We start from the raw sequence: 15,667 nt of genomic DNA, 5'->3' as shown, positions 1-15,667 counted from the left end.
GCCAACGTTATGAAATAACTTAATTTTACTCGCGATAGAGTAGCTTATTCCCTACATAAACACTATGCTTCTCTATACGCTTATTTTAGGGGATATTACAAAGGTATGGACACAAAGGAGTTCGGTCAGGTGATTAGCTGGGTCATTCTCGCCGGAGGACAAGCTTCCCGTATGGGAGGCCGAGATAAAGGACTGATTGCATTCCATGGCCGCCCTTTGATCGAGTATGCTCTGGAGTGTTTGAAAAAACGGTCAGACTCCATTTTTATCAATGCCAATCGTAACATTAACCACTACACAAATTATGCACCGGTAGTTTGTGATCAAATGCCAGGGTTTCCAGGCCCTTTAGCCGGAGTTCATGCGAGCCTCAGGCAAATAAAAAGTGAATGGCTGGGATTTGTCCCATGCGACAGTCCTAATCTGTCAACGGATTATATCGACCAAATGCTGCAAGCAATAACGACCGACGCGGATATCTTCGTCGCTCACGATGGGCATGAGCCGCAACCTGTTTTCAGTATATGGAATGCCCGCACGTTACCAAAGCTAGAGTCTTACCTGGCTCAGGGAGACCGGAAAGTAAAATTGTTTTTGCAACAGTGCAATACAAAGTATATCGACTTTTCCCATACACCTTCACTGTTTATGAATTTAAACACACCAGAAGAATTACAAAACGGTATATCAGGAAAATAATGACACGACCAAACATTCCAGTTTTAGGATTTGCAGCGTATAGCGGCACAGGTAAAACAACACTGCTGGAAGCTCTGCTTCCCGTATTGAAAAAACGGGGCCTGCGCGTGGCGGTTCTTAAGCATGCGCATCATAGTTTTGACGTGGATACACCGGGAAAAGACAGTTATCGCCTGCGTAAAGCCGGAGCAGATCAAATGTTATTAGCATCGGGAAAACGCCATGTGTTAATGACAGAAACTCCAGAGGAAGAAGTCAGTTTCGAATACCTCTTGAGCCGCTTTGATCACTCAACGCTGGATATCATCCTGGTAGAAGGTTGTAAAAACCTCTCCTTTCCTAAGGTCGAGCTACACCGGGAAGAAACCAGTACCCCCTGGCTTTACCCTCAAGACAAGGATATTATTGCCATCGCATCAGATACCCATGCGGATTCTTCTTTACCACAGATGAGTATTAATGATATTTCTGCCATCTGTGATTTTGTGACCGATTTTATTCAAACATTCAATAGTAAGTAAAAACATGGCACGCACAATTATTTATATCTACAAAGAGCAGGAAAAAACACTGCCCTTTTCTTATGAGAAACACCGTACTATCCAAGAAGCTGTCGCCGAAGCCGAAGGTATTGACCTTTCTGAATACCTGAAAATGGAGCAACAAATAGAAGCTGTGTCCGACAGCAAAGCTGTGCGCGATTACAGAGATAACTACTTCAGAAAATTAGGCTTTGGGAAAATAACTCTGCAACAAAAAGAAAACCGTGGCGTCGGAAAAAAGAAAAACTAAGGTAGAGAGGAAATGAAACAGCCCCTTATATAAGGGGCTGCTTTATGTGAACTGATGAAGTAATTACTTAATATTCAGGAATGCCGCACCACGGACACCGCCGGAATCACCATGTTTCGCTTTCATGATTTTCGGACATTTCGCCACAGACAGCAGATATTTAGGAATGCGTTTTGGTAGCTCTTCATAAATCAGGTCGTAGTTAGACAAGCCGCCACCCAGAACAACGACATGTGGGTCAAGAGACGTAAAGATAGTCGCGAAACAGATAGCCAACAACTCCATAAAACGTTCAACATGCTCAACGGCTTTTGGTTCGCCTTCAGCCTGAGCCTTAATGATGTCAATCGCCTTTTTCTTCTCTCCGTAGTAATGCTCATACAATTGCTCAAAACCACGACCAGAAAGGTAATTATCCAGACAACCTTTTTTATCACACCCACAATCAAACAATGGTGCTTTACCACTGTCTCCTAAGTGGAACCATGCATCAATAGGCAAGCGCATATGGCCAACTTCACCCGCTACGTGGTTGCTACCGGAGAAAATCTTACCATTAAAGACAAGTCCGCCGCCAAAGCCTGTACCAAGAATTAAACCGGCTACCGATTCTTCACCCTGCAATTCTTCATCCCAGGCTTCTGACAAAGCAAAACAGTTAGCGTCATTTTCGATCTTAACTTCGCGGCCAATCACCGCTTCAAGATCCTTGCGAAGCAGCTTACCTTTTGCTGCTGCAATATTAACCGTTAAAACCGCGCCAGTTTCCGCATCTTCCATACCAGGAAGACCGATACCAACTTTACCTTCAACACCAAATTCTTCATCGTATTTTTTTACCAGTCCCGCCAATGTATCAATGAGCTTCTGGTAATCATCTCCTGGTGTAGGTACACGTTCTGTCGCGACCCTTTCGAGCTTTTCGTTAAATGCGCCAAACTCAATTTTAGTACCACCAACGTCAAAACCGTAATACATAGTAATTCTCTCTCCTTCAAAGCCCCCCAAAATTCAGGAGCAAAATAAAAACAATCTGGTGCATTATCCACATCTCTCATCCTCCATTCCGTGACCAGTGGCATATTTATTTATCATATTGAACAGAGATAACGAGATATCATCCCCAAAAGTGATTGGTCTGGTCAAAAAACAGACGTCTCGGAAAAACAGGAACAAGAGTAGGAAATAAATAAGATAAGACTATGATTTCCTGCTAACATCATAGCGATTAAACCATTGCAGGAATAAACCATGAGCAATTTGACATCTGATACGCAGGCGAACCTCGAGCTTTTTATCAACGAAACGAAAGAAAGCAAGATTGTCTGGGGGCTGCGCAATGAAGAAGGCTGGCTGGCCTGTGACTCTGCTGAATTCGAAGACACAGAAGTCATGCCTTTCTGGTCAGAAAAAGAAGACGCAGAAATGCAGAATGTAGAAGAGTGGGAAGATTTCAGTGTCGTTGAAATTCCATTAGATATTTTTGTGGAAGACTGGCTAATCACGTTATCTGAAGATGCCGTTCTCATTGGCGTTAACTGGAACGCAGAATTGGAAGGAAAAGAAGTTGAGCCATCCGAACTGGCTAAAATGTATCTTTAACAGGCCCCTTTAACAGGAGTGTACTTTTAATAAAAAGTAAGTTCTGATAATAAAAAATAGGTTCTGAGCCGGGCACGGATGCCCGGACATGTATTTTCTATATTCTATTAGCCTGCTTAGCTAAAAGTGACGTCGTAACTGCATCTTTATTACTCAGGTACTCATCCAGTCCAGCTTGTCGTAACGCGCAAGAAGGACAATCCCCACAGCCATCACCAATCACCCCGTTATAACAAGTCAGGGTCTCATTTCTCACAACATCAAGAGCATCATTTTGATCAGCCAGAGCCCAGGTTTCAGCTTTATTAAGCCACATCAGCGGCGTCTCAATAACCAGAGACCTGTCCATCCCTTTCACCAGAGCTGAGTTCATCGCTTTAATGAAGTCATCCCGGCAATCAGGGTAACCGGAGAAATCCGTCTCACATACCCCGGTAATAATAGCCTCAGCCCCTATTTGATAAGCATAGATACCCGCCAGAGTCAGAAAAAGAATGTTGCGTCCCGGAACAAAAGAGTTGGGCAAGCCGTTATCCTGTAACTCATGGGAAACCGGAATATCTTCTCGGGTCAGCGAACTGACAGCCAGCTCATTAAGCAGGCCAACGTCCATAACTTTATGAGCTTTTACTTTCAGTTTTTTAGCCAGTTTACTCGCGACTTCAATTTCTAATTTATGTCTCTGTCCATAATCAAACGTAATAGCATGAACCTCATCATATTGCTTTAAGGCCTGAACCAGACACGTTGTCGAATCCTGTCCACCACTAAATACCACCACCGCTTTCTTCATCGGACTACCTTAATACAATCAAATCTTGCCAGACCATAATAGAGAGCAGCCATAATATCAATATTCACCGAAAGATTTTACCCGGCTTAGTCAGGATTCTTTCATCTTCCTATGGTATTCTCAGTTTATATTGACGACACACTAGGTATTGATATGTACAAACTGATTGCTCTGGATATGGACGGCACGCTACTGAATAGTGATAAAGAAATATCTCAGCAGAATAAAGAAGCCATAGCAAAAGCTCGTGCTCTTGGCGTAACGGTTGTTCTGGCTTCAGGGCGTCCTATTGAAGGAATAATGCCGAAAATACTAGAGCTGGATTTAACGTCTGATAACGATTTTGTGCTCAGCTATAATGCCTCCCTCGTCCAGAGAGTATCGAATGGAGAGGTAATTCGTAGCCAGACGTTAACCGGTAAAGAAACCAAGCTGCTGGCAAGTTTAAGTAACGATCTAGGTATCAATATCCATGCGTTCAGTCAAGAGCACGGCCTGATCACCCCAAAAAACAGTAAGTACACAGAGCATGAAGCGAAAATCAACGGCATGGATGTGACCGTCCTTGATTTTTCAACACTGGAAGACGACCATCAGATTATCAAAACGATGATGATCGATGAGCCAGACCGGTTAGAAAAAGCCATCGCGGCCATGCCAAAAGAACTGTATGAACAGTTTACGATTGTGCGTAGTTCCCCCTTCTTTCTGGAGTTTCTGAATAAAGACAGTAACAAAGGTGTCGGAGTTAAAGTGATTGCGGAATATCTGGGCCTGAATGCCGATCAGGTAATCTGTATGGGGGATGCTGAAAATGATCACCATATGATCGAATATGCCGGCCTTGGGATTGCTATGGGAAATGCGATGGAACAAACCAAATCCCTGGCAGATTATGTGACCGACACGAACGACAATCACGGCGTTGCTGCCGCTATTGAGAAGTTTGTGCTTAATGCATAACAATCCCGATTAAAACAATACTGAAGTGCGGCAAGTATAGCCGCCTTCTTTCTTACTGACTCGTTTGACGTTAAAACAAGTCTTTATACTCTGAAGATTCCCCCTGAAGTGATTTTCTCATCCAGTGGATATGCTGGTTAAATCCCATTTTATTATAAAAATGTACAGCGCCCTGATTGAAATCCCATACCTCAACAAAGATTTGCTGAACACCATAATCATCAAACGTCTGCTCCAGTTTCCGAAACAATTTTCCCGCAATATCACTGTTGCGTTTTTCGGGAAGCACATAGAGTTCATCAATACTCCCCATTTCAACGGGCTTGCTAACGGTTGATACCAGTTCACAAAAATGACCGGTAATAAAGCCAATGACTCTTTTTTCCTCTACCGCGACATAAACCAGACATTCTGGTATGTCCAGATAGCGGGCAATACTTTTTTCCTGCTCAATTTCTTCAGCAGTTTTAAAGTGTTCAGGACAAGACTTGTGATGATAATCGTGCAGAGCAAACATCATATCGTTCAGCTCATCCAAATCATCAAATACAGCACTCCGAATTTGAATATTATCCATTCCAATTATTTTACTCATAAAGCCAATGAATAAAGCTTGACCTTTTTATCAGACACAATCTAGTGGCGGGTCAATATTTGCGACAAAAATGTATAGTGAATAGCAAAATAACCCTATAAGTCATGAGCTAATTTTGCTGCACCCGCATGAATTAGAGTATATACTCTAATTCATGCACCGTTATAACGTTGATCTGTACATGGCTAAAAACTCCCGCATTATCGTCTCATCTATTCTGGGCTGGGTTATATCCATTCCGGCTTTTTCGCAAAACCTTCACTTTAACGAAGCCTGGGATATTCTGCAGACAAAAAACAGTTCATTAGCAGCACAAAGAGCCAACGTTGAGCGTTATCAGCAGCTCGAACAAGCTAAATCCGCATTAGATTACCCCTCCATTACTCTGGGGGCGACATATACAAGACTGGACGATGATGTCACTCTCTCAGCTGATGATCTTGTTGACAGTCTCGACGATTCGACCAAAGCTGCGCTACCAAACCTGATAAGCAGTCTATCATCCACCAGCCTCGGCCCGGCCATTACAGGGCTTAGTTCCCTGAACCCGACATCAACTATCGCAGAAAAAGACATGGTTAACTCTTCCATACGGGCTATCTGGCCTATTTTTACCGGAGGAAGAATCACAGCCGCCCAGGATATCGCTCAGGGACAAACAGAAGAAGCTGAAGCTCAACTTAGAATGGAAACTCAGGCCAGGTATGAGGACCTGACAAAATACTATTTCAGTGTGGTATTAGCCAAACAGATTCTAAATACTCGAATAACCGTAGAGCAAGGTCTGACTCAACATAAAAAATCAGCGATGAAGCTTGAGCAACAAGGCCAGATAGCTAAAGTAGAGCGGCTGCAGGCTGAAGCATCATTAATGAAAGCCATTGTTGACAGAAAAAAAGCAGAACGAGACTTAACTATTGCGTCTGCCGCTCTGACAAAAGTGCTCAATCAGAAGGAACCTATCCGCCCGCAGACTTCTCTTTTTATCAACCATAAGCTCCCACCTTTATCCGCTTTTACTGACCAGACTTTAGCAACACACCCTGGACTTACGCTTCTGAATGCTAAAGAGAAACAGGCAAAGAATCTGCTGAAGGCCGAAATGGGAAGCTATTACCCGGAAGTGTATCTGTACGGTAACTATACCCTTTATGAGGAGGACACCCTTGCCAGTAAGCTGGTACCCGATTGGATGGTTGGAATCGGAGTCAATATCAGCCTGGTCGATAATCAGGGGCGTTCAGAAAAAGCGGCAGCGGCTAAGCATGCCATTATTCAGGTTTCTAATACCCGCCAGCAGGCTATTAAAGATTTGACCGTATTGGTAGAAAAAACGTATGCCGAGGCACAACAAGCCATTGAAGAAGCAGACGGCCTGAATACCAGCCTTGATCTCGCCGGAGAAAATCTGAAGTTGCGCAAAATGGCTTTTTCTCAAGGGCTGGCCACTTCCCTGGACGTTGTCGACGCCGAACTCTACCTGGCCAGTATCAGAACACAACAGCAAGTTGCCAAGTTTAACTACGTGATTGCTTTAAATCGGTTATTAGCACTCAGTAGTGAAATGAATACCTTCATTCACTATGAATATACGTCTGCTAACCCCACTCACCAGGAGAGTGAAAAATGAATATTGTGAAGCCAATTCTGATAGCCACGGCTGTACTCGCCATCACGGGCTGGGTTGGAAATAGCTTTTATCAGGCTCATCAGCCAAAACCGATTCATATTCAGGGGCAAATAGAAGCTCAGCAGTACAGTATTTCCTCCAAAGTCGCTGGACGTATTGATAGTGTGATGGTGAAGAAAGGAGATGTAGTCAAAAAAGGCGATCTCATCTTCACCATTTATAGCCCGGAAATTAATGCCAAACTTGAGCAGGCTCAGGCCGGGAAAGCAGCAGCGGGTGCTCTCGCTCAGGAAGCAGAAAACGGTGCCAGAACCCAGCAGATCCAAGCCGCAGAAGATCAATGGAAAAAAGCTCAGGCAGCGGCTCAGCTTGCTGAAAAGACTTACAAAAGGATTGATAACCTATATAGAGATGGTGTTATCGCGGAACAAAAACGAGATGAAGCCCAAACCCAGTGGCAAGCCGCAACATATACCGAAAGTGCAGCGTATCAAATGTATCAGATGGCAAAAGAAGGTGCCCGCTTCGAAACCGTTCAGGCAGCGAATGAGAAAGCCCGTATGGCTGCAGGTGCCGTTGCTGAGGTTGAAGCTTATGCCAAAGATACCCGAATCAAAAGCTGGTTTGATGGTGAAGTCTCTCAGGTATTACTGAACAGCGGGGAGCTTGCACCACAGGGGTTTCCTGTTGTCACCGTTGTAGACATGGATGATTGCTGGGCAGTGTTCAACATCCGGGAGGATCGGCTCAAACACTTTACTAAAGGCACCACCTTTACCGCCTATCTTCCTGCATTAGACAAAAATGTCGATTTCAGGGTCACTCATATCGCCGTTATGGGTGACTTTGCAACCTGGCGATCAACCGACTCTTCACAAGGTTTTGATTTAAGAACTTTTGAGGTTGAGGCGCGTCCACTTACCGGCTCGTATCCGTTCAGAGCGGGTATGAGCGTCGCTGTTGAGCTGTAAGTCTATGCAGAACTCCAGACTTAGCCAGTGGCACGTATTAAAGCATGATAAATGGCTGCTTTCATCCCTGACATGGCTTCCCGTCTTTCTGGCCGTAACACTATGGTGGATTTTTTCTCAGGGACTTGTTTGTGATCTGCCTGTTGGTATTGTTGATCTTGAGAATGACACGGTTTCGCGCACACTGGTACGTCAACTTGATGCCACCTCCGTTATGGCAGTTACCAGCGCCTACCCAAATGTCTATGAAGCCAGGCAGGCGCTGATCGCAGGAAATATTTATGCTTACGCAGTTATTCCCCGCCACTTTACCCGGGATATCTATAACAACACCCCGCCACAGATATCGGTGTTTTATAACAGTCAGTACATTCTGGTTGGCAAGCAGATCAACAGTGCGGTCAATCAGGCTTATGGCACTTTTAACACTCAGGCCGGAGCATTAAAACAATTAAGCAAAGGACAACAGACATTTTCAGGCGCAGCCGGCCAGGCTTTACCACTGCGCAGTCAAATAACCCCACTGTTTAACCTGAACTCAGATTACGCACAATTTCTTGTTTCTGCTATTGTTCCCGCTTTGTGGCAGATTTTTATTGTGGTTTCCACCATACTCTGGTTAACTGCCAATTACCGGATATATGGTTCAAAAACCATGCTAGGTCCGCAACCTGTGCGTCGGTTTATCTCTCTTTGCAGGTTTTATCTTCCCTTCTATCTACTTTCAGGCTTCGGTTTTCTCAGCTGGTTTTACACCGGACTAAAGTGGCCCATGGCTGGCAGCCTTTTTCCTCTGATTTATGCACAACTCCTGACTGCCGTCGCCTGTATCATTATGGGAAGCCTTTTTTTCTTTATCACTCAGGATCCGGCGCGGGCAATGAGTTTTGCGGGCGTCTTAACCGCCCCCAGCTTTGCTTTTATGGGCATTACCTTCCCTGCGACAGATATGCCTTTACCTGCGGAGATCTGGCGAAATTTACTGCCGGTCAGCTATTATATTGAAGCGCAAATCGGCCAATCAAGTTACGGCGTCACATCATGGCAAACCATTACCCGGTTTAGCCTGCCAATGCTAGGCTACCTGTTCCCGCTAGGGGTCACCCTGTTACTGATCAAAAAGCACCACGCAAGACAGGAGAGCGACACATGAGCCTGTTTTCTTTACTCCAGAAAGAGTTACGTTCGATATTCACCAATCAGGTGGTAATGCTTACAGTCTTTGGTGGTGTTATATTTTATTCTTTTCTTTACCCCTTACCTTATGCAAAACAGACCCCCACCGAACAGGATATTACGGTTGTTAATCTGGATAACAGTGCTGTCAGCCGCCAGCTGGAACGAATGGTTAATGCCACACCACAGGTAAACATTGTCGGCCGAGCCCATTCCATTGAACAGGCCAAACAACAGTTTGTTTCCGGACAGGTTCGAGGCTTACTGGTTATTCCCAGGCATTTTTACCGGGACCTTCTGTTAGGCAAAAGTCCGATACTTTCCTATGCGGGTGACGCATCGTACTTTCTGGTTTACGGAACCATAATACAAGGGCTGGCACAGGCAAGCGGTACTTTAGGTGCAAAGGCAACCGTAACAAGAATGCTGATGGACGGCGTGCCTCTGGCTTCGGCACAAGAGCAGTATGCTCAAGCCAGACTCAATATGAAGCCTGTATTTAATCCGGTTATCGGCTATGTGGACTATGTGATACCGGGGGTATTTGTGCTCATTTTGCAGCAGACACTGATCATGGGTACCGGCCTGTTAGTCGGAACTGAAAAAGACAGAAACGGGTACTGGAAACGAACACCGACTATGTCTCTTTTAAGCATACGCGTGTTTATTTTTGTCGCTATTTATTACCTGCTGGCCATGTTTTATTTTGGTTTTAGCTTTGACTATTACCATATCAGCCAACTGGCTGATGGCTGGCTGATCGTAAAGTTACTGGCTCCTTTTCTTATCAGCAGCGCCTGTATCGGTATCTGGCTCGGAGCAATACTGCCAAGGCGGGAGTTAGTCACCATGGTCGTGTTAGTAAGCTCAATGCCACTGATATTCAGTTCCGGATTTATCTGGCCCCTGGAAGCCCTGCCAAAACCTCTTATATGGCTCAGCCAGCTCTTTCCCTGCACTCCGGCAATACAAAGTTTTCTCTCTGTCAATCAGATGGGGGCTGACTTTTCTCTTATTCTGCCTCTGTGGTCCGTAATGTGGGGGCAGGTTATCGTTTGGGGAGCAATCGCCTGTTATGCCTACCGCAAGTTACAACAAGCAAAACCTCAATAAGCATGTATATCTGTTGAAGTAACCTAACCTACAGCCCTATCTCACTGGCAATTTGCTGTATTTCACGAAGATCAAGTCTGTGAACTTCTATCATTTGATCGATCTGACTGATCCTTGAGTTTGCTTCATCATGCTTATCACAAGAATTTTCAGCAACATCCCAGTCATTACCTTCAAGGTAAGCGTCACAGTCTTTACGGTAACGTGCAACTTTAGGCTCCAGTTCCTCCCTTTCCTGCTGCAGTTTGTCCAGTTCTTGTTTCACTCTTAACTCTTTTTGAAACAACTCTCTGGCCCGCTCAAACACAACGCCTTGCATCTCAATTTTTTGCTGAAGCTGAACATTTTCATCCCGAGACTGCTCTATTGCCTCCTGTTGTGTCTTTATTCTGGTTTCCAGGTTGATATTGACCTTTTCAAGCTCCGTTACCATATTCTTTGACGCCTGAAGTTCCGCATCAAACTCTTTTTGTAAGACACTCACTTCTGATTCAAGTTGTTCCGTTACCCTCTTATTAACTTCGGTTTCAATATCCAGAGCTGGTTCGTCAACACGCGGTTTACTATTGGTTAGCGGTACGGTACTTACCTGTTCTAATCTGGCCAGAACCTGATGATACGCAGACTCCCATCGGCTCTGCGTCACTATTGACCCCACCAGGCCACCAATAGCTATTCCAAATACAGCGGCCACCGCGATATAGAGATACGTTCTCTTGTCCCGCTCTTCAATGACAACAACATTATCCTGATCGTTCTGATCTTTCACTGAACTATTACTCCGACTTCACTCTCAACGTATCAATTCGCTAATTACAATGATGATGGTATATATCGTAACGCAGGTAATCAGCACAACCACAACACCCGTTTGTACTTTTTCATTAGTCCGATACCGAAACAGCAATACCGCCAATGCTATCAAAACACCAATCGCGAGTAATCTTGTCATTTTTTGCTCCGTTATCTTCTGTTCGGAAAACCTGACTTATTACCTAATTATATATAATTTCGGTATTTTTTCCGTATTTCTTCATCTTCCTCTTAGGTTTATGGCGATTATTTAGACAAACAGTCATTTCTTTGCTGACACCCTCCCGATTTTAAATTAAAATCCGCGCTACAGAATACTTGTTAATAAGTTTTATACAGGTATTTGTTCCAGTGAAGACTGCAGGAGAGAGACATCTGCTCTTCGTTTTGAAAAAAACGTACGACATTTGTCCACCGAAGAAGTGAATCTTTCAGGTGTCGATGCTTAACGCTAGACGGGGACTGTAGTTGGAGGAACCTCTGGAGAGAGCTGAAATATCACAACGATATTATCAGCCGCCGAAGGAGCAAGTTCGACCACCAGGTCGGGTGAAACTCTCAGGCAAAAGGACAGAGGAGTGGAAAGCAAACGAGTAAATGTATCTTCAGAGCACCTTTGGGTGTTCTTACCCGATCATAAGTGATAATTAAAATCACCACCTTTCCCTCTTCTCCTTAACCGATTTTATTATTTAAGGGGAAAATCATGAATAACTTCCAATCTTTTTTACAAACGGTCGACAGTCTGGTCTGGGGACCACCATTATTAATACTGCTGGTTGGTACCGGTGTGTATTTCACCTTTCGTCTTGGACTACTACAGTTTAGACACCTGCCAACTGCACTAAAAATGGTGTTCAGCAAAAGTGGTAATGATAAAACTCAGGGCGATGTATCCAGCTTCGCTGCATTGTGTACGGCTCTGTCTGCCACTATCGGTACCGGTAATATCGTTGGTGTTGCCACAGCTATCAAACTAGGTGGACCCGGTGCTCTTTTCTGGATGTGGCTGGCTGCCGTATTCGGAATGGCAACAAAATACGCGGAATGTCTGCTGGCAGTCAAATACCGAAAAGTAGACGATAAAGGCCAGATGGTTGGTGGCCCAATGTTCTATCTGCAATACGGGGTCGGCTCTAAACTACTGGCTACTCTTTTTGCTATTTTTGCTCTTGGTGTTGCCTGCTTCGGTATCGGTACATTCCCGCAAGTGAACGCAATCCTTGATGCTTCTGAACTGTCATTCGGCCTGTCACGCGGCGTAGCCGCAACGGTTCTGACTCTGTTAGTCGCGTTTGTGACTATTGGCGGTATTAAGTCTATCGCTAAAGTGGCGGGTAAAGTGGTTCCGGCAATGGCGGTTTTTTATGTGCTTGCCTGTCTGAGTGTCCTGGTTGCGAATGCAGACCAACTGCTAACGGCTATTGAACTGGTTATCACTTCTGCCTTTACTTCTACCGCAGCAACTGGTGGTTTCCTTGGTGCAACGATCATGGTTGCGATCCAATCCGGTATCGCACGTGGTGTATTCTCTAACGAATCAGGGCTTGGTAGCGCTCCTATGGCCGCTGCTGCTGCTAAAACAGACTCGTGTGTTCGTCAGGGCCTGATCTCCATGACCGGTACTTTCTTCGATACGATCATCATCTGTACCATGACCGGTCTGGCTCTGATCCTGACAGGCGCATGGCAGAGTGACTTTGCCGGTGCAGAGATGACAACACATGCATTCGCGGTTGGTCTGGGTTCAGACACTTTTGGCCCGATGATGGTATCCATTGGCCTGATGTTTTTTGCTTTTACCACTATTCTTGGATGGAACTATTACGGTGAGCGCTGTGTAGTATTTTTGATGGGTACTAAAGCAGTACTGCCTTATAAAATCATCTTTCTTGGATTAGTCGCTTCCGGTGCATTCCTGAAACTGGATATGATCTGGCTGATTGCTGACATCGTTAACGGACTGATGGCGATTCCTAACCTGATTGGCCTGATAGCACTGCGTAATGTGGTCGCGGAAGAAACGAAACAGTTTTTTAGTCAGATGGTGACACTGGACAAACACGAACCTGCAACAGAAAGCTAATCAGCCTATTGCGACATACCAAGTATAAAAAGATAATGCCAGTCAGTTAATCTGACTGGCATTTTTATTTATTGCACCTTGGTATGGGCTGACCTAATGAACCGGAGACGGTCCATCATCTATCATCAGCTTGATTCCAAGCGCGATAAGTACACTACCAGTAATGCCTTCCATCCAGGTTAACATTGCTGAGTTTTTTACCAGCTTTTGTGCAGAGGTTACCGCCATAGAAACACCGCACTGCCACACCATGGCAATCATAAAATGAATACCAGCCATAGTTAGTGACTGCAAAAATGGGGAGTAATCCGGATTAATGAATTGGGGTAGGAACGCGAGATAAAATACTGCGGTTTTTGGATTCAGTACATTCGATAAAAAGCCTTCTCTTACTGCTCGTCTTGCAGAAAAAGTCCGGCTACTTACTGAATCAACATCCAGCCCGTTTCCCCCTTTGAATGTCGATTTCATCGAGCTAATCCCTAACCAGATAAGATAAAGTGCCCCAACCCATTTAACCGCCATAAACAACTGGGCGGACTGCAACAAAATAGCCGAAATACCAACGGCAGAAAATGTGGCATGAATAAACAACCCGCTACAGATACCAAAACTAGTCACGCAGCCATCCTTAACACCACTACGTGTCGTATTCTTTATCACTAGCGCTGTATCAATTCCAGGTGTCAGAGTCAGAATAGTAATGGCGATAAGAAAAGCTTCAATATTTTGGATATACATACAGGCTCCGGAAACAGCATAAAGGTTGGTTATATCAGGAAACATCGGTAATACCAAGTGATTGAGAAAGTGAGAGGTAACTTGTTAGTATAAAGTGACTTACACTCACGGACATAAGCTGATGACCGCATATAAAAAACTGACCGAACATTTTAAAAAAATATCGCATTTTAATCACCTGGCTGCGATTTGCGGCTGGGATCAGGCTGCAATGATGCCAGCCGGAGGCGCATCGGCTCGTTCCGCAGCCATGGCAGAGCTTTCCGTCCATATTCATAAGTTACAAACTCAAGACTCTCTCGCCGACTGGTTTTCTGAAGCGGAGACAAAAACCCTGCCACCGGAAGACACGGCAAGTCTGCGCGAAATGAAGCGTCAGTGGGTTCAGGCGAATGTTCTTCCTGAAGATTTAGTCCATGCTAAATCCATGGCAGGCTCAAAATGTGAGCATGCCTGGCGAACCCAACGCACCAACAATGACTGGAAGGGGTTTGCTGAAAACTGGAAAGAAGTCGTTAACCTTTCTCAGCATGAGGCTCAGATACGTGCTGAAGCCACCGGTTTGTCCCCTTACGATGCCATGTTAGACATTTATGAGCCGGGAACTAAGACTGAATTTTTAACACCACTATTTGATGATATTAAGCGCTGGCTTCCTGAACTTATTGAACAGGTCATCGAAAAACAAAGCCACGAAAACCTTCTTATGCCCCAGGGAATATTTCCAGCCACTCAACAAAAGGCACTGGGTCATAAAGTGATGGAATTACTACAGTTTGATTTCAATCATGGTCGTTTGGATGAAAGCGTACACCCATTTTGCGGTGGCGTTCCACAGGATGTCCGTCTGACGACCCGCTATGATGAAACCGACTTTATCCAGTCTCTGATGGGCACCGTGCATGAAACCGGCCATGCCCGGTATGAACAGGGCTTACCCGAATCCTACGCTGGGCTACCTGTCGGAGAAGCCCGTTCCATGGGCATTCATGAGTCTCAGTCTTTGTTCTTTGAAATGCAGGTGGGACGTAGCCCGTCTTTTATCCATCACCTGGCCGAGATGACAGGCAAACAATTTGGCAAAGAAAATGAACCGGCTTTTGCTTCAGATAACTTCCAGAAATTGTATTCCCGGGTAAACAAAGGCTTTATTCGTGTGGATGCTGATGAACTGACCTACCCGGCCCATGTCATCCTGCGTTATGAGATCGAACGGGATCTGATGAACGGCAAAATATCCTATCTTGATGTCCCGGAGCTATGGAACGAAAAAATGCAGGCCTACCTTGGGTTTTCCACCAAAGGCAACTTTAAAGACGGCTGTATGCAAGACATACATTGGACCGATGGTGCCTTCGGCTATTTCCCAAGTTACACATTAGGTGCTATGTATGCCGCTCAGTTTATGGCGGCAATGAAGAAAACGGTTGATGTCGATGCTGCCATCCGTAGCGGTAATCTCTCCCCTATCTTTAACTGGCTATCGGATAAAATCTGGAGCAAAGGCAGCTTGCTAACAACAGACGAGTTAGTTAAAAAAGCTACTGACGAAGCGTTGAACCCAACCTTCTTTAAAGCTCATTTGGAAAGTCGATATTTGAAATAGCCAGCTTATCATTACACTGTAACGTAATAGCTTTTATATAGTTACCAAAAATTAAGAAGGGAGCCGCATGGCTCCCCTTTTATACTT

At 44.8% G+C, this 15,667-nt stretch carries 16 protein-coding genes, 1 pseudogene and 1 riboswitch; of the genes and pseudogenes, 11 read left to right on the top strand and 6 right to left on the bottom strand.

Going from position 1 to position 15,667, the window contains the following annotated elements; genetic code table 11:
- Positions 1-105: 105 nt before the first annotated feature.
- The 3 genes and pseudogenes from mobA to DI392_RS08040 all read left to right on the top strand — a co-directional run bounded on the left by mobA (position 106) and on the right by DI392_RS08040 (position 1,491).
- Complete coding sequence (gene mobA, locus DI392_RS08050) at positions 106-699, top strand: molybdenum cofactor guanylyltransferase MobA (RefSeq protein ID WP_109319382.1); 594 nt, start codon at positions 106-108, stop codon at positions 697-699.
- A pseudogene (mobB, locus tag DI392_RS08045) lies at positions 699-1,211 on the top strand (molybdopterin-guanine dinucleotide biosynthesis protein B); the annotation flags it as partial. The gene mobA and the pseudogene mobB, both read left to right, overlap by 1 nt.
- 13 nt (positions 1,212-1,224) lie before the next feature.
- A complete protein-coding gene (locus tag DI392_RS08040) occupies positions 1,225-1,491 on the top strand; it encodes a DUF2960 domain-containing protein (RefSeq protein ID WP_109319380.1) in 267 nt (88 codons plus the stop codon).
- A 63-nt stretch (positions 1,492-1,554) separates the two neighbouring features.
- On the opposite strand, the gene nagK is transcribed toward DI392_RS08040, so the two are convergent.
- A complete protein-coding gene (gene nagK / locus DI392_RS08035; RefSeq protein WP_109319379.1) occupies positions 1,555-2,469 on the bottom strand; it encodes an N-acetylglucosamine kinase in 915 nt (304 codons plus the stop codon).
- 273 nt (positions 2,470-2,742) lie between these two features.
- Here nagK and DI392_RS08030 point away from each other — a divergent pair, with 273 nt between their 5' ends.
- Positions 2,743-3,093 (top strand): DUF2750 domain-containing protein, encoded by a 351-nt coding sequence (locus tag DI392_RS08030; RefSeq protein WP_109319378.1) that lies wholly within the window; start codon positions 2,743-2,745, stop codon positions 3,091-3,093.
- Positions 3,094-3,190: 97 nt separating this feature from the next.
- Here the strand turns inward: DI392_RS08030 and queC are convergent, their stop codons facing one another.
- On the bottom strand, positions 3,191-3,886 hold the full coding sequence (gene queC, locus DI392_RS08025; RefSeq protein WP_109319377.1) for a 7-cyano-7-deazaguanine synthase QueC: 696 nt from the start codon (positions 3,884-3,886) through the stop codon (positions 3,191-3,193).
- 153 nt (positions 3,887-4,039) lie between these two features.
- On the opposite strand from queC, the gene yidA reads away from it, so the two are divergent.
- A complete protein-coding gene (yidA, locus tag DI392_RS08020; RefSeq protein ID WP_109319464.1) occupies positions 4,040-4,849 on the top strand; it encodes a sugar-phosphatase in 810 nt (269 codons plus the stop codon).
- A gap of 70 nt (positions 4,850-4,919) precedes the next feature.
- Here the strand turns inward: yidA and DI392_RS08015 are convergent, their stop codons facing one another.
- On the bottom strand, positions 4,920-5,426 hold the full coding sequence (locus DI392_RS08015; protein ID WP_109319376.1) for a GNAT family N-acetyltransferase: 507 nt from the start codon (positions 5,424-5,426) through the stop codon (positions 4,920-4,922).
- A gap of 199 nt (positions 5,427-5,625) precedes the next feature.
- On the opposite strand from DI392_RS08015, the gene DI392_RS08010 reads away from it, so the two are divergent.
- Genes DI392_RS08010 through DI392_RS07995 form a run of 4 tightly spaced genes read left to right on the top strand, consistent with a single transcriptional unit; the run spans position 5,626 to position 10,334 of the window.
- A complete protein-coding gene (locus DI392_RS08010) occupies positions 5,626-7,074 on the top strand; it encodes a TolC family protein (protein WP_109319463.1) in 1,449 nt (482 codons plus the stop codon).
- Positions 7,071-8,045: an HlyD family secretion protein gene (locus tag DI392_RS08005; RefSeq protein ID WP_109319375.1), complete on the top strand. Its 975-nt coding sequence runs from the start codon at positions 7,071-7,073 to the stop codon at positions 8,043-8,045. Before DI392_RS08010 ends, DI392_RS08005 begins: the two co-directional genes overlap by 4 nt.
- A gap of 4 nt (positions 8,046-8,049) precedes the next feature.
- The gene (locus DI392_RS08000) at positions 8,050-9,198 is read left to right on the top strand and encodes an ABC transporter permease (RefSeq protein WP_109319374.1); all 1,149 of its coding nucleotides are present in this window, start codon (positions 8,050-8,052) and stop codon (positions 9,196-9,198) included.
- Entirely contained in the window at positions 9,195-10,334 is a 1,140-nt protein-coding gene (locus DI392_RS07995) for an ABC transporter permease (RefSeq protein WP_109319373.1), read from the top strand. The genes DI392_RS08000 and DI392_RS07995 overlap by 4 nt, the downstream gene beginning before the upstream one ends.
- A gap of 28 nt (positions 10,335-10,362) precedes the next feature.
- Here DI392_RS07995 and DI392_RS07990 read toward each other — a convergent pair whose 3' ends face one another.
- Entirely contained in the window at positions 10,363-11,103 is a 741-nt protein-coding gene (locus DI392_RS07990; RefSeq protein WP_109319372.1) for a chromosome partitioning protein ParA, read from the bottom strand.
- 24 nt (positions 11,104-11,127) lie between these two features.
- A complete protein-coding gene (locus DI392_RS19580; RefSeq protein ID WP_181388387.1) occupies positions 11,128-11,286 on the bottom strand; it encodes a hypothetical protein in 159 nt (52 codons plus the stop codon).
- 331 nt (positions 11,287-11,617) lie between these two features.
- A riboswitch (glycine riboswitch) is annotated at positions 11,618-11,731 on the top strand.
- Between the two features lie 122 nt (positions 11,732-11,853).
- Between DI392_RS19580 and DI392_RS07985 the strand changes: the two genes are divergently transcribed.
- Positions 11,854-13,233 carry an alanine/glycine:cation symporter family protein gene (locus tag DI392_RS07985; protein WP_109319371.1) on the top strand — a complete coding sequence of 460 codons (1,380 nt, stop codon included), beginning with the start codon at positions 11,854-11,856 and terminating at the stop codon, positions 13,231-13,233.
- A gap of 93 nt (positions 13,234-13,326) precedes the next feature.
- On the opposite strand, the gene DI392_RS07980 is transcribed toward DI392_RS07985, so the two are convergent.
- The gene (locus tag DI392_RS07980) at positions 13,327-13,974 is read right to left on the bottom strand and encodes a LysE family translocator (RefSeq protein ID WP_109319462.1); all 648 of its coding nucleotides are present in this window, start codon (positions 13,972-13,974) and stop codon (positions 13,327-13,329) included.
- A 121-nt stretch (positions 13,975-14,095) separates the two neighbouring features.
- Here DI392_RS07980 and DI392_RS07975 point away from each other — a divergent pair, with 121 nt between their 5' ends.
- Entirely contained in the window at positions 14,096-15,580 is a 1,485-nt protein-coding gene (locus DI392_RS07975; protein WP_109319370.1) for a carboxypeptidase M32, read from the top strand.
- Positions 15,581-15,667: the final 87 nt, after the last annotated feature.

This window comes from Vibrio albus (assembly GCF_003144035.1).
In the GTDB taxonomy this organism is placed as follows: Bacteria; Pseudomonadota; Gammaproteobacteria; order Enterobacterales; family Vibrionaceae; genus Vibrio; species Vibrio albus.
This window is presented reverse-complemented; position numbering and strand designations above follow the sequence as displayed.